We start from the raw sequence: 26,463 nt of genomic DNA, 5'->3' as shown, positions 1-26,463 counted from the left end.
AAATAACAATGAATATCATTAATTATTTTTATGTTTTGTTTTTATTGCTATAAATTAATTGTGATATTTTATTTTCTAAATTTATTGAAAGTAATTTAAATCATCTGAAAAATTCATTCATTTAAAACTTACACCAAATTGGCGTTATAAATGAATAAGAATAAATAATTTTTTATAGATTGATTGATGGAGCAGTTAAATAACTTTAGATTAAAAGTGCAATAACTGTAAAAAACATCGTATTATTGCACTTTATTATCGGATTATTACCAATCAATCCCTTTTTGAGCTTTAATTCCAACATCAAACGCATGTTTCACAGGGCGCATTTCTGTTACTGTATCGGCTAACTCAATTAAGTCTCGGTGGCAACCTCTACCAGTGATCACGACAGATTGATTGGCAGGACGGCTTTGCAATGCCTGGATCACTTCTGCTAATGGGAGGTAATGATAACTCACCATGTAGGTTAGCTCATCTAAAATAACTAAATCGTACTGTGGATCGCTTAACAATTGCTTGGCGTACTGCCATGTTTCCATACAGGCAAGGGTGTCTGTCTCTTTGTTTTGAGTTTCCCATGTGAACCCGGTTGACATAACATAGAAGGGAACCCCTTGAGGCTCTAGTAATTCACGTTCACCATTATCCCAGCCGCCTTTAATAAACTGAACAACGGCCGCTTTTTTACCATGACCTACCGCACGGCAGACAGTACCAAAAGCAGCAGTTGTTTTGCCTTTCCCATTTCCAGTAAAGACAATCACGATACCCCGTTCAATTTGTGCAGCTTCGATTCGGGCATCCACTTTTTCTTTTAAACGTTGTTGGCGTTCTTCGTGTCGGCTTTGAGACATTGTTTTTACTCCGCAGCACCCGGTTTTCGCCCTGGTTGAGCATCATAGCTTCCCCCTGTTTTACGCAGGCTATCATCACCCATCAAATAGATATAAATAGGCATGATATCGGTAGGGGTTTTTAATTTAAGTGGATCTTCGTCAGGGAATGCACTTGCTCGCATTGCGGTTCGAGTACCGCCTGGATTAATACAGTTTACTCGAAGATTGCTCTGCTTATATTCTTCGGATAACACTTGCATCAAACCTTCAGTTGCAAATTTGGAGACAGCGTAGGCTCCCCAACCCGCGCGACCCTGTTTACCTACACTTGAACTGGTAAAAATCAATGAGGCATTAGGTGCTTTGAGCAATAGAGGGAGCAAAGCTTGGGTTAGCATAAATGTGGCATTAACATTTATTTGCATAACATCATGCCAGAGGTCGCTTGGTTGCTCAGTGATAGGGGCAACCACACCAAGTATTCCAGCATTGTGTAAAACGCCATCTAAATAAGGTGCAATGGAGGCAACTTGCGAGGCGAGTGAATGGCAGTCATCAATCGTTGCTGTTAATAAATCTAACGTAAAGCACGGCGAATTCTTTCCACCTAATGCCGCTATTTCATCACTAACGGCTTGTAATTTATTCTGCGTTCGACCAACAAGGATAAGGGATGCACCATAGCGAGCATAAGTGAGTGCCGCTTCACGGCCAATGCCATCACCGGCACCAGTCACAAGGATTGTTTTACCTTTCAATAGGTCTTGTCTAGGCTGATATTGGAGCATATTCTTTCCTACTATAGTGATTAGCATGTATGGTTATCATCGCACTGATTGCGATAATTGGCTAATCTAACATAGTTATTAACGAAGTTTGTCGTGCTAACTCTGTTTTTTTCTGGTTGTTTGCGCGTAATCGTGAGATTATTTTTTGTATTGAAGATAAACATCAAAAGGATCAGATTGTGGAGTATTTCTCATTATATGGGCTATTTTTAGCAAAAATCGTCACAATTTTGGTGGCGGTGGTTTTGCTAGCTGTTTTTGTGTTTGGCGTAGGCATGCGTCGACAAGAGGCAAAAGGTGCTTTGAAAATCACAGATTTAGGTGAGAGTTATCGTGAGCGTCAGCGCCAAATGCAACAGATAAAAATGAATGAATCAGAACATAAAGCGTGGCTAAAAGCATTTAAAAAACAGCAGAAAGCAAAATCAAAAAGTGAGAAAACAGGGGCTAAGTTAGGCCAAACAGGGGTTAAAAAGCCTTGTTTATATGTATTAGACTTCAAGGGTAGCATGGATGCCCGTGAAGTCGCTTCTTTACGTGAAGAGATCAGTGCTATTCTTGCAGTTGCTGATCAACAAGACGAGGTTTTACTAAGACTTGAAAGCCCTGGAGGGATGGTTCATGGTTATGGTTTAGCAGCCTCGCAATTATTAAGGATCAAAGAAAAAAATATCCCGCTGACTATTGCGGTTGATAAAGTTGCGGCGAGTGGCGGATACATGATGGCTTGCATTGCAGATAAAATCATTGCAGCGCCATTTGCCATTATTGGTTCGATCGGTGTTGTCGCTCAAATTCCGAATATCCATCGGTTACTAAAAAAACATGATGTTGATGTAGAACTTCATACTGCGGGTGAATACAAACGCACATTGACCATGTTAGGTGAGAATACGGAGCAAGGCCGTAAGAAGTTTGTCGAAGATTTAAATTCAACACATGAATTATTTAAACAATTTGTGCATCAAAATCGCCCATCTTTAGATATTTCCGCTGTTGCAACGGGGGAGTATTGGTATGGTTCACAGGCGCTTGATAAAGGGTTAGTGGATAATATCGGTGTTAGTGATGATTTTATTATTAATGCAATTGATACTAAGGAAATAGTTAGTATTCGTTATGTATTAAGTAAAAAAATGATGGATAAGTTTATGGGAAGCGCGGCAAAGAGCGTGGATAACTTATTATTGCGCTGGTGGCAACGCGGACAAAAACCACTCTTGTAATTTTGAATTTCGCCTAGCGAATAAGCGTTTTTAAATCTACTATTAATTTACCGGCTTGTTAGCCGGTAAATTTTATACAAAGAGCAAACGTGTTAACTAGTTATTATCACTCAATTGGTATTGTTCTGATAGTACATGAGCGAGGTGCTTGTACATATTAAAAGCAGCTGTACTCTTTAAAGTAGGAATATTGTTCTCATCCAAGAAGAACTCCCCTTTAAATACCAGAGTACCTCGATGTTGCTCAACGGTATCAACAAACATACCATGAATGTAATCATCATGTTTCTTTATGATATCATTAGCTTTTTCAAGTAACTCTTTCTTTGTGATGAATGGTAAACTGTCTTGCATAAGTTGGCTTCCTTGAAAAAATAATTGGTTGCTTCTAGCATTTTATCAGGTAGAGTGTGTGGTTTTCAATTATGGCTAAACATCTTTATATGGTTAAAATCAGTCGACTAGAAGACACTTTGTGCTTTTTAGAATAACGTGATTGAATTTATAAGTTTTGTTTCAACACAAATAATTGTTTAAAAATATATTGATATATTGTGATTGTGTCGCAATATAAAAAAGAGATCCTCATTTTGCGCATTTTAATGTAGAAATGCGCCATTATTGATATTTAGGTAAAGGTAAATATGGGTAAAGCTCTTGTTATAGTGGAGTCCCCGGCAAAGGCCAAAACGATTAATAAGTATCTTGGCAGTGGCTACGTTGTAAAAAGCAGCGTTGGCCACATTCGTGATCTGCCGAAAAGCGGCTCTGGTTCACAAACCGGCTCACAAAAGAGTACAGGCTCATCTACCGACAAAACAAAGAAAGTAAAAAAAGATCCGCGTGACGCATTAGTTAAGCGTATGGGGATTGACCCTTACCAGGGTTGGAAAGCGAATTATCAAATTCTACCTGGTAAAGAAAAAGTAGTTTCTGAACTTAAATCACTGGCGGAGGATGCTGATCACATCTACCTCGCAACGGACTTGGACCGCGAAGGGGAAGCCATTGCGTGGCATTTACGCGAAGTGATAGGTGGAGATGATACTCGTTTTAGTCGAGTTGTATTTAATGAAATTACGAAGAATGCGATCACTCAGGCATTTGATAGTCCTGGGGAATTAAACATAGATAGAGTTAACGCACAACAAGCGCGTCGTTTTATGGACCGAGTTGTGGGTTACATGGTTTCTCCACTGTTGTGGAAAAAAGTGGCTCGAGGCTTATCTGCTGGTCGTGTCCAATCCGTTGCAGTGAAACTCATTGTTGAACGTGAAAGGGAAATTAAAGCCTTCGTTCCTGAAGAATATTGGGAACTGCATGCCGATTTAGCGGATAAAGATGTCGCTAACTTGCGTATGGAAGTTACTTCACAAGGTGGTAAGGCATTTAAACCGGTCAATAAAGCGCAAACAGAAGCAGCGGTTAAGCTCCTTGAGAAAGCGCGTTTTTCGGTTGTTGACCGTGAAGATAGGCCGACGTCAAGCAAGCCGAGCGCACCGTATATCACGTCAACGCTACAACAAGCCGCCAGTACCCGTTTAGGTTTTGGCGTGAAAAAAACCATGATGATGGCTCAGCGCCTTTATGAAGCTGGGTACATCACCTATATGCGTACTGACTCAACAAACTTGAGCCAAGATGCACTCGACATGGTTCGTGGTTATATTAATGATAATTTTGGCGCGAAATACCTGCCAAAAGAGGCGAATGTTTATAGTAGTAAAGATAATTCGCAAGAGGCGCACGAAGCCATTCGTCCTTCGAGTGTCGATGTTTTACCTGAATCACTAAAAGACATGGAGAACGACGCGAAAAGGTTGTATCAATTGATTTGGAATCAATTTGTGGCGTGTCAAATGACACCTGCGAAATATGATTCAACAACCTTAACGGTCAAAGCAGGGGATTTTGAACTAAAAGCCAAAGGGCGTACTCTGCGCTTTGATGGTTGGACGAAAGTCATGCCTGCATTGCGTAAAAATGATGAAGATAAAACATTACCGCCAATACAAGTTGGTGTGGAATTGTCATTAACTGAGTTATTGCCTAGCCAGCACTTTACCAAGCCGCCAGCACGTTTTAGTGAAGCATCTTTGGTTAAAGAGCTAGAAAAACGCGGTATTGGTCGTCCTTCAACGTATGCAGCGATTATTTCGACGATCCAAGACAGAGGTTATGTCAAAGTTGAAAATCGTCGTTTCTATGCAGAGAAAATGGGTGAAATCGTAACCGATCGATTAGAGGAAAACTTTAACGACCTGATGAACTACGATTTTACTGCGCGTATGGAAGACCAACTTGACCACGTTGCTAATCATGATGCCGAATGGAAAGCGGTGTTAGATGAATTCTTCTCTGACTTCAGTAAGCAGCTAAACGTTGCTGAAAAAGAACCGGAAGAAGGTGGAATGCGCACCAATCCAATGGTGATCACTTCAATCATTTGCCCTGATTGTGAACGCCATATGGGTATTCGTACCGCGTCAACCGGGGTATTTTTAGGTTGTTCTGGTTACGCTTTACCACCAAAAGAACGTTGTAAAAAAACAATCAACCTTATCCCTGAAGATGAAGTCTTAAATGTGCTTGAAGGGGATGATGCGGAAACTAATGCGTTAAGAGCAAAACGTCGTTGTCCAAAATGTGGCACCGCGATGGACAGCTATTTGATTGATAATGGCCGTAAATTACATGTCTGTGGTAATAACCCGGCATGTGAAGGCTATGAAATCGAAGAAGGCGAATTCCGTATTAAGGGTTACGATGGCCCAGTCATTGAATGTGACAAGTGCGGTTCGGAAATGCACCTGAAAATGGGGCGTTTTGGTAAGTACATGGGGTGTATCAACGAAGAGTGTAAAAATACGCGTAAAATTTTACGAAGTGGTGAAGTCGCACCACCGAAAGAAGATCCGGTTCCATTCCCGGAACTTCCATGTGAAAAGTCCGATGCGTATTTTGTGTTACGTGATGGCGCAGCTGGGGTTTTCCTTGCGGCAAATACATTCCCTAAATCACGGGAAACACGTGCACCATTAGTTGCAGAATTACAACGCTTTAAAGACCGTTTACCTGAAAAACTTGCTTATTTGGCGGAAGCACCAGCTGAAGATGGCGAAGGTAACCCAACGGTCGTCCGTTTTAGCCGTAAAACGAAGCAACAATATGTTTCTTCAGAAAAAAATGGCAAAGCAACGGGTTGGAGTGCATTCTACGTTGACGGTAAGTGGGAAGTGAAAGAGAAATAATTGTTCTCTTTTGTTTTCAAGAAAAAAAAAGCCAATCATTTAATTTGATTGGCTTTTTTGTTAACTTGTCTATTTCATATCAATACCTGCCGGTGAGTAACTCACTGTTATACCATCATTTCTTTCATTTCTTATCGTTCATTGTGATATAGCCTCCAATTTTTAACTAAACTCAAATGTAGCACCAAAGTGATAACTAATTTGTGTTAACTTAAGATAAAGTCGTTGTGGTTATCAATTGACAGTAATAGTTCTTACCTTGTTAAGGTGTTTAGGTAAGTCGATGGAATGATAGATAAAAGTTATACACCGGAGGCAAAATGAAGTTAAAAATGTGTTTACTGGCTGCATTATTGACAGCGGGGACAGCATACGCTGCTCAATCTACTGTTGTATTAAAAGAAGCGACCCCAACAGGTGATGGTAAAGCAATAGGTGAGGTTGTTATCTCAGAAACGGAATATGGATTACTGTTCACGCCCAAATTAACGGGCCTGCAAGCTGGCATTCATGGGTTTCATATTCATGAAAACCCAAGCTGTGAACCCGGAGAAAAAGACGGTAAATCAGTTCCAGCATTAAAAGCAGGTGGTCATTTAGACACAGCTAAAACAGGTGTCCATAAAGGTCCTTATGATAATACAGGGCATTTAGGCGATTTACCTGGCCTAGTTGCCGATAGCCAAGGTAATGCTGATTATGCGGTATTAGCACCACGTTTAAAATCACTCAAAGATGTTCAAGATCGTGCATTGATGGTGCATGTGGGTGGTGATAACTATTCTGATAATCCAGAAGCGTTAGGCGGTGGTGGGGCTAGAATGGCCTGCGGCGTCATCAAATAATACGCGTCATATTTCAAGCTGTGGCGTTGTTAGCTGCGCTTGCTAACCCTAGTCACATACTTATGTATGCTCCTAGGGCTTAGCGCCGCTTGCTGCCTAGCCACAACTTGAACTATTTAGCGTATTGTATTGATTATAAAGTAATTTAAACGACAGTATTGCATTAATTAGAAAGTGATTTAAACAACAGAGTTGTTATTTAAGCTTCTGATTTTAGTTACATACTGATGTATGCTCCTAGGGCTTAGCGCCTAGCTATAAAAAGAAGGCTCAAGTTAAATCTCGAGCCTTCTTTTTTCATTGATAAATTACCAAATACGAATACGTTGCTCTGGCGCCAAATACAGTGTGTTATTTTTATCAACACCGAATGTTTGGTACCAGTCATCAATATTGCGTACTACACCATTAGCACGGAATTGGTTAGGACTATGAGGGTCAGTCATAATCTTATTACGTTCAGATTCTTTATTTGACAGTTCTTGCCATGTACGAGCCCAAGCGATGAAGAAACGTTGTAACCCAGTTGTTCCGTCAATAATTGGGGCCTCACCATTTGGATAGTTTTCTTTGGCGAATTGTTTATAAGCACTCAAGGCAATATTTAACCCACCGAGGTCACCGATATTTTCCCCTAATGTAAGCTCGCCATTTACATTTAAACCATCAACAGTAAATGCGTTATATTGATCAACAAGCTTAGCGGTCTTTTCTTTAAAGTGAGTTTTGGCGCTCTCACTCCACCAGTTACGTAATTGCCCAGTACCGTCATATAGACTACCTTGGTCGTCAAAACCATGGCCCATTTCGTGGCCGATTACGGCACCTATTGCACCATAGTTATAGGCAGGGTCAACATTAGGGTCAAAGAAAGGGGCCTGCAAAATAGCTGCAGGGAATACAATTTCGTTTTGAACTGGGTTGAAATAGGCATTGACTGTTTGTGGCGTCATTCCCCATTCCCATTGACGAACAGGTTGGCCAATTTTGCCAATCATATCATCATATGACCAAGCTAGAACTTGCTTATAATTCTCTAATAATGAATCGGGCTTGAGGTTAATCGAACTAAAGTCATTCCATTGATCGGGATAACCCACTTTAACCGTAAATTGTTCCAATTTTTTAAGGGCTTCTTGGCGAGTGGGCTCATCCATCCAGTCATTGACTTTTAAGCGTGAATTAAATGTTCCTCTCACATAACTGACCAAATCTTTAATTTTTTCTTTTGCTTGTGGGTCGAAATATTGTTCGACGTAAATTTGCCCTAAAGGCTCACCTTGGAGTGAGTTAACGGTTTGCAACGCACGTTCTTGGCGGGTGCGTTGCTTTTCAATACCATTAAGTTTCTTCGAGTAAAAATCAAACTGCGCATCTGCGATGGTTTGGTTTAAATAACGTGCATGTTCACTAATGTACTGAAAGGTTAAGTAATCTTTTAATGTTGAAACTGGGGTATCTGCAAAAATTTTTGCGGTTTGTTCCACTGCGCTGTCGGTTTCAACGATCACTTTCTCAAGTTGTTTATCAGTTAATTTTCGGCTAGTAATAAAGCTATCCCAATCAAAACCTTGTGTATGGTTTTTCATTTCAGTCAAGCTCATCGCGTGGTAGTTTTTGATCGTGTCACGGCGGGCCTCAGGGCTCCAATGTACAGTTGCAATTGCTTTTTCCAAATCAAAAATTTTCTGTGCTTTTTGTGTGACATCTTTTTCACCGGCTAGCTCTAGCATGGTAGCGATATAAGCGATATAACTTTTTCGAATATCTTCCATTTGCGGTGTGTTATCGAGGTAATAAGTACGGTTAGGTAGCCCTAAACCGCCTTGGCCGATATAAAGTACATAGGTATCAGGTGCTTTGGCATCTAAGTCTACCCAGTAGGAAATCAGCGATTTATAGTCGGGTTGTGTCATTAATTTGCTAATATCATTATGGTTTTTAGCTTTAGAAATGGCATCTAAATCGGATTTTATTGGGGTAATTCCAGCTTGCTCAATAGCTTTTTCATTCAGGTAACTGAGGTATAAATTTCGAATATTTCGTTGATTATGCGTGAGCTTGTTTTCAGGGATCTGCTGTAGTTGGTCAATAATCGATTGAATTTGTTTTTCTGTGTTTAAATATAATTCCACAAAAGAGTTAATGCGTGGCATACCAGTAGGGATTTGTGCTTTATTTATCCAATCGTCATTAACATAACGATAAAAATCATTTCCGGGTTCAATTGCATCAGACAAAACAATTTTTTGTTGTCCATAACTGACTTCTTTCGCCAATAGCGTAGGGGCAAAAGAAATAGTTGACATACCAATTAATAAAGCCAAAACATTCAAACGCATGTAACCACCTCTCTTCGTTGAGAATTACGATATCCACTCCAATACGTTAAACCTTGCAGTAAGGGCCTTGCAAAATTCATTTCACTTATTGAAGCACATAATGAAATAAAGTTAATCCGTCTTTGCAGAATCTTACTGCTTTTCATCGTTGTGGATAGCACTTAGATGAAATTTTATCATCATACTGTTTATTCTTATGATAATGATGTTATATTTGTTATATCAAATTAGTCCATTATAACTTTTGATTATATCTAATATTCTTTAGCTATAGATAGCAAAAGCACACTATCCATGTATGAGGTAGACTGAAATATGAAATTGCAGCAATTACGTTATATTGTTGAAGTGGTTAACCATGACTTGAATGTCTCCTCAACTGCTGAGGGGCTTTTTACATCGCAGCCCGGTATCAGTAAACAAGTGCGGATGCTTGAGGATGAGCTGGGGATCCAAATTTTTGCACGTAGCGGTAAGCACTTAACGCATGTTACCCCTGCAGGGGAAGAAGTCGTGCGGATCTCTCGCGAAGTGTTATCAAAAATAGAAGCGATCCGCTCGGTTGCTGGGGAACATACTTATCCAGATAGAGGCAGCTTGAGTATTGCCACGACACATACACAAGCTCGCTATGCTTTGCCTCCAACCATCAAAGGTTTTATTGAGCGTTATCCACATGTTTCATTGCACATGCAGCAAGGCTCACCAACGCAAATCGCTGAGGAAGTTTGCAAAGGTAACAGTGATTTTGCGATAGCAACCGAAGCATTACACCTTTATAACGATTTGATTATGTTGCCATGCTACCATTGGAATCGCTGTGTGGTTGTGCAAAAAGACCATCCACTTGCGGAGAAAAAAAATGTCACTATTGAGGATATTGCTGAATATCAAATTGTAACCTATACCCATGGGTTTACTGGTCGTTCAGAATTAGATGTGGCATTTCAGAAAATTGGTCTTGAGCCTAAAATTATTTTTACCGCAACCGATGCAGACGTGATCAAAACCTACGTTAGATTAGGCCTAGGGATTGGTATTATTGCGAGTATGGCGGTTGATCCTGTTAGTGATAGCGATTTAGTTGTAATTGATATGCGTGATAAGTTCAGCTATAGCACAACTAAGATCGGTTTTAAGCGTACCAGTTTCTTACGTAGTTATATGTATGATTTTATGTGGCGCTTCGCACCGCATCTAACGCGTGATGTGGTCGATAAAGCGGTTGCTATTCGTAACAATGACGAAATTGAAGAATTTTTTAAAGATATGAAACTGCCTATTATTTAATTTCTTTATATTTTTGCATTGTCTTAATTTGTAAGAAGGAACCCTAGTGATCGTATTTCTAGGGTTTTTATTATTAATACCTAGCTGGTGTTCTCGGTTTTTTTCTGACTTATTTCCCTTCTTATCTTAAATTTCCTATTATTAATAGAGATAAATTCAATATTTGGCACAAAATCTATAAATCAAATCTCTAGAGCAACTATGATTACAATTGGTTAACAAAAAATAATAGTGGTAAATACACATATTGCCATAGCCATAAAAACCAAGGAGGAGTTATGTCGTTGAGTCTAAAAACAACGAGTGCCTCGACACTCAATGTTGGAAACAAGCAGTATAATTACTTCAGTTTAGCGCTTGCTGAAAAAAAGCTCGGTGAGGGGACTAAGTTACCTAAGTCATTAAAAGTCTTACTCGAAAACCTATTACGTCATATTGATGGGAGCTCAGTTGTAGAACAAGATTTACAAGCTATCATTGACTGGCAAAAAAACGCGCATGCAGATAGGGAAATTGCTTATCGCCCCGCGCGTGTTCTCATGCAAGATTTTACCGGAGTCCCGGCGGTTGTTGACCTTGCTGCGATGCGTGAAGCGGTTAAATCACTGGGCGGTAATGTTGAGCAAGTGAACCCGTTGTCTCCCGTTGATTTAGTGATTGACCACTCTGTTATGGTGGATGAGTTTGCCACGCAATCTGCTTTTGATGATAACGTTGAAATTGAAATGGCGCGTAACCATGAACGTTATTTATTTCTACGTTGGGGGCAAAAAGCATTTAACCGTTTTCAAGTGGTGCCACCGGGTACCGGTATTTGTCACCAAGTTAATTTAGAATACCTAGGTAAGGCGGTATGGCATGAAGAAATTGACGGTAAATTATATGCTTACCCGGATACCTTAGTCGGGACAGACTCCCATACAACCATGATCAACGGGCTCGGTGTACTAGGATGGGGTGTCGGTGGTATCGAAGCTGAAGCCGCGATGTTAGGCCAACCGGTTTCAATGCTGATCCCTGATGTTGTTGGTTTTAAATTAACAGGGAAATTATCCGAAGGGATAACGGCAACCGACCTTGTATTAACCGTGACACAAATGCTACGTCAACATGGTGTAGTGGGTAAATTTGTTGAATTTTATGGTGACGGCTTGGCCGATTTGCCATTAGCAGACCGAGCAACAATTGCGAATATGTCTCCTGAATATGGCGCAACGTGTGGCTTTTTCCCTGTTGATGAAGTAACACTGGCTTATATGCGTTTAACTGGGCGCAGTGATGATGAAATTGCGCTGGTGGAAGCTTATAGTAAAGAGCAGGGTTTATGGCGTTATGCAGGTGATGAACCGATTTTTACCAGTACACTTGAGTTAGACATGTCAACGGTGGAGTCCAGCTTAGCAGGGCCTAAACGTCCACAAGACAGAGTTGAACTCAGCCAAGTACCAAAAGCATTTCGCGGTGCAGTCGAGTTAGAAGTTAACAAGAAAACCCCATCAAGCTATCCTTCCGTTAAATATCAAAATAAAACCTTTGAGTTAACCGATGGCGCAGTCGTTATTGCAGCAATTACATCTTGTACAAATACGTCGAACCCAAGTGTATTAATGGCAGCGGGGCTATTAGCAAAAAAAGCTGTTGAAAAAGGGTTAGTTCGCCAGCCATGGGTTAAATCTTCATTGGCACCGGGCTCTAAAGTGGTTACTGATTATCTTGCCGTTGCGGGCTTAACGCCGTATTTAGATAAGCTTGGATTTAACCTTGTTGGGTATGGATGTACAACCTGTATAGGTAACTCAGGGCCATTACCAGAACCAATAGAAGAAGCGATTAAACAAGTAGATCTTACTGTTGGTGCCGTGCTGTCAGGTAACCGTAACTTTGAGGGGCGAATTCACCCACTGGTGAAAACCAACTGGTTAGCATCACCGCCACTTGTGGTTGCCTATGCGCTGGCAGGTAATATGAATATCAACTTGAAAACCGATCCTATCGGTGTCGATAAATCAGGTAACGATGTTTACTTGAAAGATATTTGGCCATCGAGTGCTGAAATTGCGCAAGCTGTACAGCAAGTTAAAACAGATATGTTCCGTAAGGAATATAATGCGGTTTTTGAAGGTGATGACGCTTGGAGAGCATTAAAAGTTGAAAGTTCTTCCACTTATTCTTGGCAAGAAGACTCAACCTATATTCGCCATCCACCTTTCTTCGAGGGGATGAAAGTCCAGCCAGCACCGGTCAACGATATTCATGGTGCAAATATTTTAGCGATCCTCGGCGACTCGGTAACTACTGACCATATTTCTCCTGCGGGGAATATCAAAAAAGAGAGCCCAGCTGGGCGATATCTGCAAGAGCACGGTGTTGCTGTCGCAGATTTCAACTCTTATGGTTCGCGTCGTGGTAACCATGAAGTGATGATGCGGGGGACATTTGCAAACATTCGTATTCGTAATGAAATGGTGCCCGGTGTTGAAGGGGGCTATACCTTACATATACCGACTGGCAAACAAATGGCGATTTATGATGCGGCAATGTTGTATCAACAAGAAAATCGCCCACTGGCCATAATCGCAGGTAAAGAATACGGTTCAGGTTCTAGCCGAGATTGGGCTGCGAAAGGCACGAATTTATTAGGTGTGAGAGTCGTTATTACTGAATCATATGAGCGTATCCACCGTTCTAATTTGATTGGCATGGGGGTTATACCTCTAGAATTCAAAGATGGGGTATCTCGCAAAACGCTCGGGTTAAAAGGTGATGAACGCATTGATGTCACAGGGTTACAATCAATTACCCCAGGGCAGGATATCACAGTGAGGATCACTTATGGCAATGGTGATATAAAGGAAGTTATAACTCGCTGTCGTATTGATACGTCAACTGAGATGGATTATTACCGTCATGGTGGTATTTTGCATTATGTGATAAGGCAGATGCTACATTAATCATTAAACCGTAATAGCTAAACGCCTGTATGATTGTATCCTACGGGCGTTTTTGTTTTTTAATATTTAATCTTATTTATCAATCTTGTTTTTTCTCAATATTTTTGATGGCAATCTACGTTATGGTGTTAAATAGACGGTAAATTAAAGGAGAAAATAGTCGCAACTAGGCTAAATGAAAATAGGGTGAAGTTCGCCATAAATAAGTTTCTTTGTGCAAAATAATTGAATGTAATAGCTTTAGTACAGGTCACCATGTGACTGAGCTTATCGAAAACACTATAAAGGAAATGAGTATGGCAGATATCAATGAAACCGATTTCTATAAAGGGGCATTGTGGGCAGCAGATATCTTATTAACCACATCCCATTTTGATGGTGCGAACGAAGAGGTTCGTGACATTTTGGAGCACATACCTAACTTATATTCTATTGTGATGAGAACACCTGAAACGGAAGTTCATGATTTGCGTCTATATGCAGATAAAGAATTTCCATTGGGCTTAAATGCAGATTACACCGCCATTACTATTGCACCATTACAAGACTACTTTGATATTTTGCCAATGCCAGATCAAAACCCTGAAAGTATTACAGTTGAAGTTGATTACTGGGGAGTGGTTGCAACGACATCTGCGGGTAAACAAGATTTATTAATTGCCGGTTTGGCAACGGCAGAACAGGCGAAGCATTATGCCCAAACTTTAACTCAACAACTTGAATTGCAAAGAGTAAAATAGCCATTTGGTTATAAGTAAGGCAGTTTAAGTATTATTATTCACCAAAAATGGCAAAAAACCGCACTACTGTAATTATGTACAGTGGTGCGGTTTTCTTTAACGGAAAGAGGTTATAACGCGTTGGCTTCGGCTAATTGTAAAGCAAAATAAGTGAAAATGAGGTCAGCCCCTGCGCGTTTGATTGACCCGAGTGTTTCAAGAGCCACACGCGTTTCATCAATTGCACCCGCTTGAGCAGCAAATTTAATTTGCGCATATTCGCCACTGACTTGATAAGCACCGATAGGTAATTGAGTATGTTCGCGTAAATCACGAATAATATCCAAATAGGCTCCCGCAGGTTTTATCATCAATGCGTCAGCACCTTCACGTTCATCAATTAATGACTCATGGAGTGCTTCACGGCGGTTCATTGGGTTCATCTGATACGTTTTTCTATCCCCTTTAAGACATGAACCCGCTGCATCTCGGAATGGGCCATACAGCGCTGAAGCAAATTTTGTGGAGTAAGACATAATTGCGGTGTCTGTAAAACCAGCTTCATCAAGTGCATGGCGAATTGCCGCTACCTGACCATCCATTGCGGCAGAAGGGGCAATAAAATCAGCACCTGCGCGTGCAGCGGCAACCGCTTGTAAACCTAGGTTATGGATGGTTGCATCGTTATCAACGAGATGGCCGTGCATGACTCCACAGTGGCCATGGGAGGTGTATTCACAAAAACAGGTGTCAGACATCACTATCATTTCAGGAACGGTTTCTTTACAGATACGTGACATACGTGCCACTAAACCATTTTCTTGCCATGCATCACTACCATTATCATCAAGATGATGGGAGACTCCAAAGGTCATCACTGATTTTATTCCTGCATTTGCGATACGCTCAATTTCATAAGCAAGACGTTTTTCTGGAATACGCATAACACCCGGCATACTATTGATTGGCATATAGTCGTCGAGTTCCTCTTCAACAAAAATTGGCAAGCAAAGGTCATTAACGGAAAGATGTGTTTCTTGGAATAAAGTGCGGAGTTTTTCAGTTTTACGCAATCTTCTCATGCGTTGAATGGAATGCAGGTTGTTCACAGTATCTCCTGGTAGTATGCGGAATAAGCCTCAATAATTCAGTTTATTCGTCAGGGTAATCAGATGGCTAACAGTATAAACCTTATGGAAAGAAAGTGAATATAGTAGCCAATAAATGACACACTTTGAGAGGTTATTATGAAATAGGAGAAACAAAGGGAAGAGCAGAACACTCTTCCTTTGGTGAGATCACTGGTGCTTAAATAGCATGTGCCCCATTTTTTCTGCTTTAACGTCAAGGTAATGTTCATTACTTGGGTTGCGGCCGACAATCAGTGGAACACGCTCTACAACGTTAATTCCTGCTTCACGCATGATGTCGATTTTTTTCGGGTTATTCGTCAATAAGCGAACTTCATTAATCCCCAATAACTTATACATATCAGAGCATAAGGTAAAATCACGCTCATCGGCTTTAAATCCGAGTTTGATGTTGGCTTCAACCGTATCGAGGCCTTGATCTTGTAATGCATAAGCGCGAATTTTATTCAGCAAGCCAATGTTTCGGCCTTCTTGACGATGATAAAGTAATACTCCTCGGCCTTCTTTACTAATCTGAGAGAGCGCGGCTTCTAATTGAAAACCACAATCGCAGCGTAGACTAAATAACGCATCTCCGGTTAAACATTCGGAGTGGATCCGGCTGAGAACCGGTGTATTTCCAGAGATATCGCCAAAAATTAACGCTACATGATCACGACCGGTTGCGATTTCTTCAAAACCCACCATTAAAAATTCACCAAAAGGTGTTGGGAGCTTTGCTTCAGCAACGCGTTTTAGCTGCATATTTTCTTTCATTAGTTAAAGTAACTCTTGCTTAATTAATAACGTTTATCGATATAAAGTAGCTTAACTATATTACATCGATGCTATATGACGTTTAGCATATAGAGGTTGGTATTCTTTGCACACGACCAACACTGTATTACTATAACAGAGTTAATAATGTGTGAATGTAATATTTGTATATTTAATAGAACTTTACTTGGAATACATTGAATGAAAAAAACTGTTTTGGTCGTTTGTGCTTTTGCATTGTTATTAATGACACCGCCCATGTTGATGATAATCACAGGCTGGCATTGGTCACCAGAAACCCAGTTTAACTCAATGAAATGGCTTCTTTGGCTGACAGACACTGCGGGAGCGCCTTACAGTGTTTTAACGGCTCTGTTATTTCTAGGGGCGGTTGCATTTGTTTTTCGTTCAAAAAAGAAACAGCGACTAAAAATTCTGTTTGTTCTTATCTGCGTTGTATTACTGCAACAAGGTTTGAAGAGCGCATTGAAAAGCACATTTAAAGAGCCGCGCCCTTATGTAGAATGGCTGGCAACCGAATATCAAATTCCTTCATCAGATTTTTATGAGTTAAAACGTAGTATACGAGCGAAATTAATTAAAGACACAGTTAAACAAGATGAAAATGTACCTAAATGGCAGCGTAAGCATTGGCAAGCAGAAACAGGGTATTCTTTTCCTTCTGGTCATATGCTATTTGCAGCTGGCTGGGCATTGTTTTTAATCGCGCTCTTTTGGCAACAACGTTTATATGTGTTATCGATAGGGCTTGCTATTTGGGCTGAGGGTATTGCATTTAGCCGTATGCTGTTGGGCATGCATTGGCCTATTGATATAATTACTTCCGTGATCATCAGTGCCTGTTTTACCATATTTGGTTATTATATTTTGCGGACATGGGGGGTATTTAACAAAGCCGATTAATCTTTCATCAAGTTAACCATTATTAGAGGGGATATAGCTTAAATCTCTCATTGTATAAAATAAATTGCTTTGTCTGAATGCGCTGGAAATGCTACCTTAACAGGTAGATATTATTGGATGAATAGAACTGATAACGGGAATAAATGTGAAATATTTTCTGATTTTATTACTAGCGGTCGCTTTTTTTATTATTTCGATTACGCTAGGTTCAAGCAATGATCAGGTTATTACATTTAACTACCTGATTGCAAAAGGGGATTTTTCATTATCAACCCTTCTTGCATCACTTTTTGGTGTCGGTTTTGTGCTAGGTTGGCTAGTCTGTGCTGCGTTTTATTTACGGGTCATTGTTAGCCTGAAAAATGCACGTCGTAAAATTAGACGTTTAGAATCACAATTAGGTGCTGGAGAAAATAATATTTCCGAATCAACCTCATTAGTGACGACTCAGAACAAGGAATAATCCTGTATGTTCGAGTTGCTGTTTCTGCTGCTACCGGTTGCTGCTGCTTACGGTTGGTATATGGGGCGCAGAAGTGCTCAACAAGATAAGCAACAACATGCGAATCGCTTGTCACGTGATTATGTGACAGGCGTTAACTTTCTATTATCTAATCAACAAGATAAAGCTGTCGATTTGTTCCTCGACATGCTAAAAAATGAAGACAGCTCCGCCTTTGAGGCTCATCTCACTTTGGGAAATCTATTTCGCTCTCGAGGTGAAGTTGAACGTGCCATCCGTATTCACCAATCGCTGGTGGAAAGTGCCGCTTTATCATTTGAACAACGTTTATTAGCAACTCAACAACTTGGCCGAGATTATATGGCTGCAGGCGTTTATGACCGTGCAGAAAATATGTTCCAGCAATTAACGGATGAAGTTGATTTCAAACAAAGTGCTTTACAATCCCTATTAAATATTTACCAACTAACCAGTGACTGGACTAAAGCCATTGAAACAGCAGGTAAACTGGTTAAATCAGGGCATCCAGAACTACGAGAGCAAATTGCCCATTTTTATTGCGAATTAGCGACCCAACAACTCGCGAGTGATGATCTTGAAGATGCTCTGACATTGTTAAATAAAGCAGAACAAGCCGATAACCACTGTGCTCGGGTTTCAATTATGAAGGGGCGGTTATTTATCGAACAAGGTAATTACGATAAAGCGATTCATGTTCTAAAACAAGTCTATGAACAAGATAGAGAGCTAGTCGCTGAAACATTACCTTTACTGTTTGATTGCTACCAACATACCGGCCAAGCAGATGAATGGGAAGATTACCTACGTCAGTGTGTTGCAGGTAATTCAGGGGCTATCGCAGAACTTTATTTAGCTGATATTATTGTTGAAAAACAAAACCATGAAGCTGCTGCAAATTATATTAATGACCAAATTCAACGCCATCCTACCATGCGTTTATTCTATCGTTTAATGGACTACCATCTTGAAGAAGCCGAAGATGGAAGGGCAAAAGAAAGTTTGATTTTGCTTCGTAAAATGGTAGGAGAACAAATTCGTACAAAACCCGATTATCGTTGCCATAAATGTGGGTTTACATCGCGTGCATTATATTGGCATTGCCCATCTTGTCGCTCTTGGGACACAATTAAGCCTATTCGCGGGCTGGATGGACAGTGACAGCGTCACCTTCTTAAATAATAACGACTCTTTAAAGGCTAAGAAATGATTTCCTCAACTGAGAACCACACACATTCGCCAATTATTGTGGCACTTGATTATGAAGATGCTAATGAGGCTTTGGCTTTTGTGGATCGCATTGACCCACGTGATTGTCGCTTAAAAGTAGGCAAAGAAATGTTTACTTTTAATGGTCCTCAATTTGTTAAGTCACTCCATGAGCGTGGTTTCGATATTTTCTTAGATTTGAAATTCCATGATATTCCTAATACTGTCGCCCGTGCGGTTGCGGCTGCGGCTGAAATGGGGGTTTGGATGGTTAATGTTCACGCTGGTGGAGGTGCTCGCATGATGGAAGCTGCACGTCAATCACTTGAACATTATGGCAAAGATGCACCATTACTTACCGCAGTAACCGTATTAACGAGTATGGATGAGTCTGATCTTATCGGTATTGGGATTAACGCTTCACCGGCAGATCATGCCGAGCGTTTAGCCTTATTAACTAAGCAATGTGGGTTAGACGGTGTTGTTTGCTCAGCCCATGAAGCACAACGCTTAAAGCAGCTATGTGGTGCTGATTTCAAATTAGTTACCCCAGGCATTCGCCCTACGGGGAGTGATGTTGGGGATCAACGACGTATCATGACACCACAAGATGCAGTAAAAGCGGGTGTCGATTATATGGTGATTGGTCGTCCGATTACGCGCAGTGAAAACCCAACAGTCACATTACAACAAATCAATCAATCTATTGAAGGTTTGCTATGAGTGATTCAAATAGTCGTCTTGTTTACAGTACTGAGACAGGGCGTATTGCTGAAGATAAGCCCAAAGTTGAAAGACCTAAAGGCGATGGTATTGTGCGAATTCGCCGTGAGACTTCAGGCCGTAAAGGAAAAGGGGTTTGTGTTGTAACTGGTCTTGACCTTGAAGACAGCGAATTGTCTAAACTAGCGGCTGATCTTAAAAAAAAATGTGGTTGTGGCGGTGCAGTCAAAGACGGTAATGTTGAAATTCAAGGTGATAAACGTGATGTTATCAAACAGTACCTTGAGGCGAAAGGTTTTCAAGTTAAGCTAGCTGGTGGCTGATTGACTTGAGAGTTTTTTATCATGAGTGGCTATTAGAGAGCCACTCATTTGATAAAGATTGAAATGATTAAATTTCTGCTAATTCAGCAAACAAAGCCGGATTACGCTTAATGGCGATGAGTATTTTAGCCGCTAATCCTGTTGGGTTTCGTCGTTTAAGCTCCCAACTTTTAATGGTATCGATGCTCGTGCCTAGTGCATGGGCTAATTCGCTTTGTGAGACATTCAGTTGTTCTCGAATAGCTTTGACATCAGTAATTTCGTAACGAGTAACATTAGCGGCTTTTTGATGACCATGTTTTATTTCAACAGCTTCTTCTAAAGAGGCTTTTAATTCGTTGAATATACTCATTTTACACCTCATTTTTTAGTAATTTCGTTAGTTTCTTTAATTCTGCTTTTTCTAAGTCACTTAGCGTGTCTTTGACATTTTTTTGGTAAGCCATTATAAAATAAATAATTTCTGCTGTAGCTAGGAAGTAAATAACGCGTACACTTGCACTTTTCCCTTTATTACCTGTTGCCATCCTAATTTTACGTAGCCCACCTGTTCCTTGGATGATATCGCCTTTATCTGGCCATGCGATAAGTTCATTTTGTAATATCCTAAGTTCTTCTTGTGTGGCGATAGATTGGATTTGTTTGGTAAAAAAGCTGGTTTCAATAAATTCAATTGCGTGACTCACAGGGTTCCCTCCCTTTGTATTAATCATAAGTGTACTTTGTACACTTTTTGGCGTCAATAGTTTAATCGATTATCGGATATGAAAAATAGAATAGCGTTCATGAGGAACGCTATTCTAGATTAAGGGGAGCAGCTATAGGAGATGATGAGATTTATTTGCCTACTTGGTGGCCAATTATTCCGCCAATAGCAGCACCGCCAACGGTACCTATAGAGCTCCCGCCAGTCAGTACCGCGCCACCAACAGCACCTACACCGGCACCAATCGCTGTGTTTTTATCGCGCTTAGACATATTTGAACAGGCACTGACACTGATAGCGACAGTGGCTACCACCACAAATGATAAAATACGTTTGTTTACTGTGTTCATTTTATTGACCCTTAGTGCAGATTTAACAGTTAATAAAATATCACGATAGGTAAATTTACGAATAAGAATAATCAGGAAAAAATATGGGAAAACGCCTGCAGTTTAACGCTTAACCGAATTTGAGGTTGAAAAATAACAGACAGAGGAATAAAAGACCATAGGTATCAAAAACTATGGTCTTTTAAGAGTAGCACAAAAGTTATTATTCGGCAGGTCTAGCGACGATATTACGTGTTTCCATGCGAACTTCATTAATGGTGACATTGATAATATCATTAAGCTGATAAGCGATTTCACCTTTCACAAGAACATTACCTGTTTCTTGGCTACATTGGATTTCATCACGAACGCTATGAATGAAGGGGGCGGGAACAAATGCGACAGCTCCATTGTCGACTAAACGGACTCGTACTCCACCACGGGTGATATCAATAATTTCAGCTGGGAATTTTGTATCCGTACCTTCAAAAGGTTTTAAGTAACGAGAGTAGAGCCAATCACCAACATCGCGTTCAGCCATACGGTTTGCACGGCGGCGTTCTGCTAATTTGATTGATAACTCTTCGGAGGGTTTATCCGCGGAAGGTTTACCCGCAATAATCGACTTGATTAAACGGTGATTGACGATATCTGTGTATTTACGGATTGGTGAAGTCCATGTCGCATAAGCATCAAACCCTAAACCAAAATGCGGGCCAGGATCAGCTTTGACTTCTGCAAACGTTTGGTAGCGACGAATACGGCTATCAAGGAATTGAGTTGGCTGAGCATCTAATTGGCGACGTAGTTGACGGAAGCCTTCTAGTGTTAATAGCGATTCTGCCGTTGTTTCAATGCCATTGTCTTTTAGTGTTTGAACAACTTGGTCAATTTGCAGAGGTTCAAACCCCATATGTACATTAAATACGCCAAACCCTAGCTTTTCTTTTAGTACCGCTGCAGCACAGAGGTTAGAAGTAATCATCGCTTCTTCAACAATGCGATTAGAACTGCGGCGACGTTCGGTCACGATATCAACCACATTTCCGCTATCATCTAATACAAAGCGGTAATCAGGGCGATCTTTGAACACGAGTGCATTGTTTTCACGCCATTGCAAACGCCTGTCAGCCATTTCTTTAAGCAGTAAAATTTGTTGCTTATCAATATCATTTTCTGGCTGCCAACTACCTGTATTTTCAAGCCAATCAGAGACTTCGTCATAAACTAATTTAGTTTTTGATTCAACCCAAGCACTGAAAAATTCAATGTTATCATCAATGCGTCCATCTTCTTTGATGAGTGCAATGCAGACTAAAGCAGGGCGACGTTCATTTGGGCGCAAAGAGCATAGGTCATCTGACAATTTGCGCGGTAACATTGGAATATTAAAACCAGGCAAATAGTTGGTATATCCACGGGCTAAAGCCAGTTTATCTAGCTCGCTTCCTTCTGGGATATAGCTTGTTGGGTCAGCAATAGCGATATACAGTTTTAAGTCACCGTTATCGATTCTTTCGACATAGAGTGCGTCATCCATATCTTCAGTGCTAGCGCTGTCAATCGTCGTAAAGTGTAAGTGAGTTAAATCAACGCGTTCAATGCCTTGGTCATCTCGTTCGCTATCAACCATTTGAGGCTCATCACGGTCTAATTGGTGACGGCGTAACGTTACCCACCATGGGGCAAAATGGTCGTCACCATCGGTGATAAACTCAGTAATTTCAGCGTAGAAAGTTTTATCACCTTTTAATGGGTGGCGACGCATTTGTGCAACCACCCAATCATCTTGCTTAAATTCATGAGTAATGCCATTGACTGGGCGGCAAGAAATCATGTCCTTAAGTAAGGGATGGTCAGGGATCACAAATAAGCGGTTATCATTTTCTTTTTTTTGTATTTTCCCAACAAACCTGTCTAAGAAAGGTTCTACCAGTTCTTCTGGCTCTGCGAATTCACGGTCTTTATCTGTATGAACAGCAGCGACAACACGGTCACCGTGCATGACTTTTTTCATTTGAGGCGGTGGAATAAAATAACTTTTTTGGCCATCAACTTCGAGAAAGCCAAAGCCTTTTTCAGTGCTTTTCACCAGCCCTTCGACGCGTGGAGTCTGGGCATGTAATGTTTGTTTTAGTTGCGCGAGCAGTGGGTTGTCTTGGAACATACTTACCGTTTTATTGATGTTGGGTTTGGCTCTATTGTTACGTAAGACAAAGTCTTAGAGCAAGGAAAAAATGCGTTACAGACTAGATTCTTTATTAAAAATATCGATTATCTGTAACCTATAAAAATAGTACCGTGGTTAATCTTCTGGATAAATTTTTTCTTTAAATTCGCATAAATCTTCGATAATACAAGAGCCACAGCGAGGTTTGCGGGCAATACAAGTATAACGTCCATGCAAAATAAACCAATGGTGACAATCGACTTTAAACTCTGCTGGTACAACTTTAAGGAGTTTTTCTTCAACTTCAACGACATTCTTACCAGGGGCAAAGTTAGTGCGGTTACAGACACGGAAAATATGCGTGTCAACCGCGATAGTCGGCCAGCCAAATGCGGTATTAAGAACCACATTTGCCGTCTTGCGACCGACACCCGGTAAAGCCTCTAAGGCCTCTCGGTTTTCAGGAACTTGGCTGTTGTGTTTTTCAATCAAAATTTGGCAGGTTTTATAGACACTTTCAGCCTTGGTATTAAATAAGCCAATGGTTTTAATGTACTCTTTTATCCCATCTACACCGAGCGCCATAATAGTTTCAGGCGTATTAGCAACTGGGTAGAGCTTTGCTGTCGCTTTATTGACGCTCACATCAGTGGCTTGAGCTGATAATAAAACGGCGATTAACAGCTCAAAGGGGGAGTTAAACTCTAACTCCGTTGTAGGGTGTGGGTTGTTATCCCGTAGACGAGTTAGAATTTCAATGCGTTTTGATTTATTCATTGCTCACAAAATATCACTGTTAAGAAATATGGCTGCCGCAACCTTGCTGTTTTTCATATTCACGTTCGGGTTGGATACCGGATTGTCGTGCGGCTCTTTTTTTCATTTTTTCATCAATTAAATACTTCGCTGCTAAGAGTAGCGCGAGGCCAATAAAGGCACCAGGTGGTAGCATAGCGAGTAAAAATGGCGAATCAAGGTGTAACACTTCAATACGAAGAGAGGTGGCCCAAGACCCTAGAAGTAAGTCAGCACCATCAAATAAGGTCCCATTTCCTAAAATCTCACGAATTGAACCTAAAACAAGCAAGGTCGCCGTTGCACCTAAGCCCATGGCAAACCCATCAAGGGCTGATAGCCCAACAGGATTACGAGAAGCGTAGGCTTCTGCGCGTCCAATAACAATACAGTTGGTGACGATTAGCGGAATAAAGATCCCAAGAGATTCATATAAACCAAAAGCATATGCATTGATTAACATTTGTACTGCGCTGACAACAGACGCAATAATCATCACATAAATAGGGATTCGAATTTCCGAAGGAACCCACCTGCGTAAAGCAGAAACGGTAACATTAGTACAAACTAAGACTAATGTTGTCGCTAAGCCTAGCCCTAATGCGTTTGTTGCTGTCGATGAAACAGCAAGAAGAGGGCAAAGCCCTAATAATTGGACTAATGCAGAGTTGTTTTTCCACAAGCCTTGCATTAATAAGTCTTTAGATGAATCGCTCATTATTCGTCCCCACAGCGTGGATAATTCGATAATTGTTGTGGAATTTGTTGCATAAATACAGCGGTACGCTTAGTCGCGTTGACGACTGCTCTGGGTGTAATTGTTGCGCCAGTAAACTGATCAAATTCACCTCCATCTTTTTTAACGGCCCATTTAGGGTCATTGTCAGAGGTTATTTTTTTACCACTAAAATAGGTGATCCAATCAGATATTCGAGTCTCAATCTTGTCACCAAGCCCAGGGGTTTCATGATGTTCTGTTACGCGAGTACCTAGTACGGTACCGTGAAAATCGGTTCCAACTAATAGATGTATAGCCCCAGAGTAGCCGTCTAGTGCTGTTGTTTCTAATGCGGCAGCAACAGGTTCGCCATTTTTACGGGCGAGATACAAACGTCTAGGTTGTTTATTACCCAGTATGGCCTCATTAGTGACCAAATAACACTCTTTTGCGAGGTCGTTATCGTATAAATCACTTGGTATTACTTGGTCGAGTAGTTTTTTCTGAACAATAGCTGCTTGCTCAGCAATAGTCCCTTTCGTTAACGTGTATACAGCAGCACTAAGCGCAGTGGTTCCTGCTGCAAAGATGGCTAACGTTACCCCATGGCGTCTCATCGTGTTCAACATACGGTTATCCTTACTTATGTCCATGACCGTACGCACGAGGCTGCGTATAGTAATCAATTAATGGGACGGTAATATTGGCGAGTAACACGGCAAAGGCGACAGCGTCAGGGTAACCACCGTATACACGGATCACCCAAACAAGGAAACCGATAATCACACCAAAAATAATCCGCCCCTTAGGCGTCGTCGATGCAGTGACAGGATCAGTAGCAATAAAAAACGCCCCTAGCATAGTGGCGCCAGACAACAGATGAACCCATGGTGATGCATGTTGGCTATCATCAACTAAGTAGCTAACAATAGTTAAGACCGCTAATGTACCTAAGAATGATACAGGAATATGCCAACTAATAATTCGGCGCTGTAATAATAATAAACCACCGATTAAATAGCCAATATTCACCCATTGCCAACCAATACCCGCTAAGGAACCTTGTAAAATAGGTTGCTGTAAAACCTCAGAAATAGAGTGAGTCAGTAGCCCTGTTTTAAAACTGTCAAGCGGGGTCGCTTGGCTCATGCCATCAATTCCCGTTCGTAGCTGTTCGAGGGTGATCCCTGTTGGCGTATGGCCACTGAGTATGATTGATAGGCTATCAAGTGCTGAAATCGACATACTCTGTAATTCATGCGGGGGTAGCCAGTTTGTCATATGAACTGGGAATGATATTAGCAAAACAACATAACCCACCATCGCGGGGTTAAAAGGGTTTTGCCCTAATCCACCATAACATTGCTTAGCAATGGTAATAGCAAAAAATGTCCCTAATACGATCATCCACCAAGGTGAGAGCGGAGGTAGGCTGATAGCTAATAATAGTGCGGTCACAATGGCTGAATTATCTTTTAGCACAGGAACTACAGGTTGCCGGCGTAAACGAATAGAAACCGCTTCTGTGATAACAGCTGTTAGCATCGCTAAAATAATTTGGTATAAGGTTCCAACGCCAAAGAAATAAACTTGAGCAGCAATACCGGGTATTGCGGCTAAAAGTACCCAAAGCATGACTAAACTGGTGCTTTGTTTGTTATGAGTAAATGGCGCGCTAGCAATTTTTAAACGGCGATTTTTCGCATCAATTGGCCTAAATTTCATCTCGTTATCACTTACTCTGTAGTCGTTTGTTCATGTTGTTTTTGTGCTTGTTTGGCTTTTACCCGCGCTATTGCTGCGGCAACGGCAATTTTCCGAGGATCGGTTTCCTCTTCAATGGGTTGTTCAGCTGCTGGGGTGAGCTCTTCTTGTGCAAGTTGTTCCGCTTGCGCCGCTTTTTTGGCTTTCGCACGGGCAATGGCAG

At 40.9% G+C, this 26,463-nt stretch carries 26 protein-coding genes; 11 read left to right on the top strand and 15 right to left on the bottom strand.

Translation table 11 applies throughout. The features are described from left to right. Positions 1 to 266: 266 nt before the first annotated feature. The gene (gene cobO / locus PR809_RS07790; RefSeq protein ID WP_102138625.1) at positions 267 to 857 is read right to left on the bottom strand and encodes a cob(I)yrinic acid a,c-diamide adenosyltransferase; all 591 of its coding nucleotides are present in this window, start codon (positions 855 to 857) and stop codon (positions 267 to 269) included. 5 nt (positions 858 to 862) lie between these two features. Beyond that, the gene (locus PR809_RS07785) at positions 863 to 1,627 is read right to left on the bottom strand and encodes a YciK family oxidoreductase (protein WP_195697151.1); all 765 of its coding nucleotides are present in this window, start codon (positions 1,625 to 1,627) and stop codon (positions 863 to 865) included. A gap of 179 nt (positions 1,628 to 1,806) precedes the next feature. Here PR809_RS07785 and sohB point away from each other — a divergent pair, with 179 nt between their 5' ends. Continuing rightward, positions 1,807 to 2,853, top strand: coding sequence for a protease SohB (sohB, locus tag PR809_RS07780; RefSeq protein ID WP_206276070.1), 1,047 nt, complete (start codon positions 1,807 to 1,809; stop codon positions 2,851 to 2,853). A 96-nt stretch (positions 2,854 to 2,949) separates the two neighbouring features. Here the strand turns inward: sohB and PR809_RS07775 are convergent, their stop codons facing one another. After that, positions 2,950 to 3,207, bottom strand: coding sequence for a DUF2498 family protein (locus PR809_RS07775; protein ID WP_102138622.1), 258 nt, complete (start codon positions 3,205 to 3,207; stop codon positions 2,950 to 2,952). 290 nt (positions 3,208 to 3,497) lie between these two features. Here PR809_RS07775 and topA point away from each other — a divergent pair, with 290 nt between their 5' ends. Next, the gene (topA, locus tag PR809_RS07770) at positions 3,498 to 6,104 is read left to right on the top strand and encodes a type I DNA topoisomerase (protein ID WP_206276069.1); all 2,607 of its coding nucleotides are present in this window, start codon (positions 3,498 to 3,500) and stop codon (positions 6,102 to 6,104) included. A gap of 320 nt (positions 6,105 to 6,424) precedes the next feature. Continuing rightward, positions 6,425 to 6,949, top strand: a complete 525-nt coding sequence (sodC, locus tag PR809_RS07765) for a superoxide dismutase family protein (RefSeq protein ID WP_102138620.1) — start codon at positions 6,425 to 6,427, stop codon at positions 6,947 to 6,949. Between the two features lie 308 nt (positions 6,950 to 7,257). Here sodC and PR809_RS07760 read toward each other — a convergent pair whose 3' ends face one another. Further along, positions 7,258 to 9,291: a M13 family metallopeptidase gene (locus tag PR809_RS07760; RefSeq protein WP_206276068.1), complete on the bottom strand. Its 2,034-nt coding sequence runs from the start codon at positions 9,289 to 9,291 to the stop codon at positions 7,258 to 7,260. Between the two features lie 315 nt (positions 9,292 to 9,606). Here PR809_RS07760 and cysB point away from each other — a divergent pair, with 315 nt between their 5' ends. The 3 genes from cysB to PR809_RS07745 all read left to right on the top strand — a co-directional run bounded on the left by cysB (position 9,607) and on the right by PR809_RS07745 (position 14,272). Further along, positions 9,607 to 10,581, top strand: coding sequence for an HTH-type transcriptional regulator CysB (cysB, locus tag PR809_RS07755; protein ID WP_102138618.1), 975 nt, complete (start codon positions 9,607 to 9,609; stop codon positions 10,579 to 10,581). A gap of 278 nt (positions 10,582 to 10,859) precedes the next feature. After that, positions 10,860 to 13,532, top strand: a complete 2,673-nt coding sequence (gene acnA / locus PR809_RS07750) for an aconitate hydratase AcnA (protein WP_206276067.1) — start codon at positions 10,860 to 10,862, stop codon at positions 13,530 to 13,532. Positions 13,533 to 13,828: 296 nt separating this feature from the next. Further along, on the top strand, positions 13,829 to 14,272 hold the full coding sequence (locus tag PR809_RS07745; RefSeq protein WP_166264942.1) for a hypothetical protein: 444 nt from the start codon (positions 13,829 to 13,831) through the stop codon (positions 14,270 to 14,272). A gap of 110 nt (positions 14,273 to 14,382) precedes the next feature. On the opposite strand, the gene hemB is transcribed toward PR809_RS07745, so the two are convergent. Next, a complete protein-coding gene (gene hemB, locus PR809_RS07740) occupies positions 14,383 to 15,360 on the bottom strand; it encodes a porphobilinogen synthase (protein ID WP_102138615.1) in 978 nt (325 codons plus the stop codon). 189 nt (positions 15,361 to 15,549) lie between these two features. After that, positions 15,550 to 16,146, bottom strand: coding sequence for a GTP cyclohydrolase II (gene ribA / locus PR809_RS07735; protein WP_102138729.1), 597 nt, complete (start codon positions 16,144 to 16,146; stop codon positions 15,550 to 15,552). Between the two features lie 213 nt (positions 16,147 to 16,359). Here ribA and PR809_RS07730 point away from each other — a divergent pair, with 213 nt between their 5' ends. From PR809_RS07730 to yciH, 5 genes are all read left to right on the top strand, one after another. Further along, positions 16,360 to 17,082 carry a phosphatase PAP2 family protein gene (locus PR809_RS07730; protein ID WP_206276066.1) on the top strand — a complete coding sequence of 241 codons (723 nt, stop codon included), beginning with the start codon at positions 16,360 to 16,362 and terminating at the stop codon, positions 17,080 to 17,082. A 145-nt stretch (positions 17,083 to 17,227) separates the two neighbouring features. Further along, positions 17,228 to 17,545 carry a LapA family protein gene (locus tag PR809_RS07725; protein WP_102138613.1) on the top strand — a complete coding sequence of 106 codons (318 nt, stop codon included), beginning with the start codon at positions 17,228 to 17,230 and terminating at the stop codon, positions 17,543 to 17,545. 6 nt (positions 17,546 to 17,551) lie between these two features. After that, positions 17,552 to 18,724: a lipopolysaccharide assembly protein LapB gene (lapB, locus tag PR809_RS07720; RefSeq protein ID WP_102138612.1), complete on the top strand. Its 1,173-nt coding sequence runs from the start codon at positions 17,552 to 17,554 to the stop codon at positions 18,722 to 18,724. Positions 18,725 to 18,769: 45 nt separating this feature from the next. Beyond that, entirely contained in the window at positions 18,770 to 19,495 is a 726-nt protein-coding gene (gene pyrF / locus PR809_RS07715; protein ID WP_102138611.1) for an orotidine-5'-phosphate decarboxylase, read from the top strand. Next, positions 19,492 to 19,818: a stress response translation initiation inhibitor YciH gene (gene yciH / locus PR809_RS07710; RefSeq protein WP_102138610.1), complete on the top strand. Its 327-nt coding sequence runs from the start codon at positions 19,492 to 19,494 to the stop codon at positions 19,816 to 19,818. The genes pyrF and yciH overlap by 4 nt, the downstream gene beginning before the upstream one ends. Positions 19,819 to 19,885: 67 nt before the next feature. On the opposite strand, the gene nadS is transcribed toward yciH, so the two are convergent. The 9 genes from nadS to PR809_RS07665 form a co-directional block, all read right to left on the bottom strand. Next, on the bottom strand, positions 19,886 to 20,170 hold the full coding sequence (gene nadS, locus PR809_RS07705) for a NadS family protein (RefSeq protein WP_166264948.1): 285 nt from the start codon (positions 20,168 to 20,170) through the stop codon (positions 19,886 to 19,888). 1 nt (position 20,171) lies between these two features. Next, on the bottom strand, positions 20,172 to 20,504 hold the full coding sequence (locus PR809_RS07700) for a type II toxin-antitoxin system RelE/ParE family toxin (protein WP_166264951.1): 333 nt from the start codon (positions 20,502 to 20,504) through the stop codon (positions 20,172 to 20,174). Between the two features lie 151 nt (positions 20,505 to 20,655). After that, positions 20,656 to 20,874, bottom strand: a complete 219-nt coding sequence (gene osmB, locus PR809_RS07695; protein ID WP_102138608.1) for an osmotically-inducible lipoprotein OsmB — start codon at positions 20,872 to 20,874, stop codon at positions 20,656 to 20,658. Positions 20,875 to 21,076: 202 nt separating this feature from the next. Beyond that, the gene (locus PR809_RS07690) at positions 21,077 to 23,020 is read right to left on the bottom strand and encodes an exoribonuclease II (RefSeq protein ID WP_102138607.1); all 1,944 of its coding nucleotides are present in this window, start codon (positions 23,018 to 23,020) and stop codon (positions 21,077 to 21,079) included. A 138-nt stretch (positions 23,021 to 23,158) separates the two neighbouring features. Then, positions 23,159 to 23,800 carry an endonuclease III gene (gene nth / locus PR809_RS07685; protein WP_102138606.1) on the bottom strand — a complete coding sequence of 214 codons (642 nt, stop codon included), beginning with the start codon at positions 23,798 to 23,800 and terminating at the stop codon, positions 23,159 to 23,161. Between the two features lie 19 nt (positions 23,801 to 23,819). After that, complete coding sequence (locus PR809_RS07680) at positions 23,820 to 24,536, bottom strand: electron transport complex subunit E (RefSeq protein WP_102138605.1); 717 nt, start codon at positions 24,534 to 24,536, stop codon at positions 23,820 to 23,822. Next, entirely contained in the window at positions 24,536 to 25,165 is a 630-nt protein-coding gene (rsxG, locus tag PR809_RS07675) for an electron transport complex subunit RsxG (RefSeq protein ID WP_102138604.1), read from the bottom strand. Before rsxG ends, PR809_RS07680 begins: the two co-directional genes overlap by 1 nt. 10 nt (positions 25,166 to 25,175) lie before the next feature. Continuing rightward, positions 25,176 to 26,261 (bottom strand): electron transport complex subunit RsxD, encoded by a 1,086-nt coding sequence (gene rsxD / locus PR809_RS07670; RefSeq protein WP_206276065.1) that lies wholly within the window; start codon positions 26,259 to 26,261, stop codon positions 25,176 to 25,178. Between the two features lie 11 nt (positions 26,262 to 26,272). Next, positions 26,273 to 26,463, bottom strand: a 191-nt coding sequence (locus tag PR809_RS07665) for a hypothetical protein (protein ID WP_272524502.1), incomplete at its 5' end; no start/stop codon positions are given.

Source organism: Providencia sp. PROV201, from assembly GCF_028479545.1.
In the GTDB taxonomy this organism is placed as follows: Bacteria; Pseudomonadota; Gammaproteobacteria; order Enterobacterales; family Enterobacteriaceae; genus Providencia; species Providencia huaxiensis.
This window is presented reverse-complemented; position numbering and strand designations above follow the sequence as displayed.

Excerpts from the sequence above, each read along its gene's own strand:
- cobO (WP_102138625.1), bottom strand. The coding sequence starts at position 857 with ATGTCTCAAAGCCGACACGAAGAACGCCAACAACGTTTAAAAGAAAAA.
- PR809_RS07785 (WP_195697151.1), bottom strand. The coding sequence starts at position 1,627 with ATGCTCCAATATCAGCCTAGACAAGACCTATTGAAAGGTAAAACAATC.
- PR809_RS07775 (WP_102138622.1), bottom strand. The coding sequence starts at position 3,207 with ATGCAAGACAGTTTACCATTCATCACAAAGAAAGAGTTACTTGAAAAA.
- topA (WP_206276069.1), top strand. The coding sequence starts at position 3,498 with ATGGGTAAAGCTCTTGTTATAGTGGAGTCCCCGGCAAAGGCCAAAACG.
- sodC (WP_102138620.1), top strand. The coding sequence starts at position 6,425 with ATGAAGTTAAAAATGTGTTTACTGGCTGCATTATTGACAGCGGGGACA.
- PR809_RS07760 (WP_206276068.1), bottom strand. The coding sequence starts at position 9,291 with ATGCGTTTGAATGTTTTGGCTTTATTAATTGGTATGTCAACTATTTCT.
- cysB (WP_102138618.1), top strand. The coding sequence starts at position 9,607 with ATGAAATTGCAGCAATTACGTTATATTGTTGAAGTGGTTAACCATGAC.
- acnA (WP_206276067.1), top strand. The coding sequence starts at position 10,860 with ATGTCGTTGAGTCTAAAAACAACGAGTGCCTCGACACTCAATGTTGGA.
- PR809_RS07745 (WP_166264942.1), top strand. The coding sequence starts at position 13,829 with ATGGCAGATATCAATGAAACCGATTTCTATAAAGGGGCATTGTGGGCA.
- ribA (WP_102138729.1), bottom strand. The coding sequence starts at position 16,146 with ATGCAGCTAAAACGCGTTGCTGAAGCAAAGCTCCCAACACCTTTTGGT.
- PR809_RS07730 (WP_206276066.1), top strand. The coding sequence starts at position 16,360 with ATGAAAAAAACTGTTTTGGTCGTTTGTGCTTTTGCATTGTTATTAATG.
- lapB (WP_102138612.1), top strand. The coding sequence starts at position 17,552 with ATGTTCGAGTTGCTGTTTCTGCTGCTACCGGTTGCTGCTGCTTACGGT.
- pyrF (WP_102138611.1), top strand. The coding sequence starts at position 18,770 with ATGATTTCCTCAACTGAGAACCACACACATTCGCCAATTATTGTGGCA.
- yciH (WP_102138610.1), top strand. The coding sequence starts at position 19,492 with ATGAGTGATTCAAATAGTCGTCTTGTTTACAGTACTGAGACAGGGCGT.
- nadS (WP_166264948.1), bottom strand. The coding sequence starts at position 20,170 with ATGAGTATATTCAACGAATTAAAAGCCTCTTTAGAAGAAGCTGTTGAA.
- osmB (WP_102138608.1), bottom strand. The coding sequence starts at position 20,874 with ATGAACACAGTAAACAAACGTATTTTATCATTTGTGGTGGTAGCCACT.
- PR809_RS07690 (WP_102138607.1), bottom strand. The coding sequence starts at position 23,020 with ATGTTCCAAGACAACCCACTGCTCGCGCAACTAAAACAAACATTACAT.
- nth (WP_102138606.1), bottom strand. The coding sequence starts at position 23,800 with ATGAATAAATCAAAACGCATTGAAATTCTAACTCGTCTACGGGATAAC.
- PR809_RS07680 (WP_102138605.1), bottom strand. The coding sequence starts at position 24,536 with ATGAGCGATTCATCTAAAGACTTATTAATGCAAGGCTTGTGGAAAAAC.
- rsxG (WP_102138604.1), bottom strand. The coding sequence starts at position 25,165 with ATGTTGAACACGATGAGACGCCATGGGGTAACGTTAGCCATCTTTGCA.
- rsxD (WP_206276065.1), bottom strand. The coding sequence starts at position 26,261 with ATGAAATTTAGGCCAATTGATGCGAAAAATCGCCGTTTAAAAATTGCT.